Origin of the sequence: Psychromonas antarctica, from assembly GCF_022267535.1 — a bacterium.
GTDB classification, from domain to species: domain Bacteria; phylum Pseudomonadota; class Gammaproteobacteria; order Enterobacterales; family Psychromonadaceae; genus Psychromonas; species Psychromonas antarctica.
This window is the reverse complement of record NZ_JAHNZV010000281.1, coordinates 1-721: the sequence shown is the minus strand read 5'-3', so window position 1 is coordinate 721 and position 721 is coordinate 1. Positions and strand designations below refer to the sequence as shown.

1 protein-coding gene is annotated in these 721 nt (G+C 39.7%); it reads right to left on the bottom strand.

Features of this window, described 5'->3' with window-relative positions:
- On the bottom strand, positions 1–721 hold a 721-nt coding region (locus KSO91_RS17480), incomplete at both ends, for a group II intron maturase-specific domain-containing protein (RefSeq protein WP_275114036.1).

Below are 721 nucleotides of genomic sequence, written 5' to 3'. Positions count from 1 at the left end.
TTTGATTCAGGTAATCGCCATCGAAATTGTAATTTAGGGCTACTCACTAATCTAAAGAGTGATGCACCACATAAATTCCCTCGATTGCTTTTACCAAATAGTACCCAAGTCTTAGCCTGATTTGGTGTCGGGCGTTTGATCCATTTCATCATTAACGATTTAATAGAACAGCGATATTTCCTAGCCAACCATTTAGCAAGTTTCCAGAAAACAATACGATCAATTTTACTGTAAACTTTTGCGGTATAATCAGTATGTCGATAAAATTGTGCCCAGCCCTTAAGTTTCCGACTGAGTTGTTCAACTTTGTCTATCTTGCTACAGCTGTGATCACTAGATAAAGCTTGGCTCAATGAATGAGAAAATGCTTTAGCCTTACCATGTGGAATACCAGATACCACACGCATATTACCTTTAGGACCACGTTTCCTTATGATCCTATGCCCAAGGAAGATAAAACCATCATCCACATGCGTAATATGGGTCTTCTCCATATTGAGTGTGAGTTTGAGCTTACCTTCAAGGAAGTTTCGACATTGATCGCGTATCACTTCTGCTTGCTGTTTATTGCCTTTGACAATCACAAGAAAATCATCGGCATAACGACAATAAGCAACCGCTGGTTTCCATTGTCTCTTTTCCTCTAGCGCAATGTTGCGTTTATCTTGGATAGTACGATTCCAGTACCAGCGGTCTTTACGTGCTTTCTTACTTAAGTAAC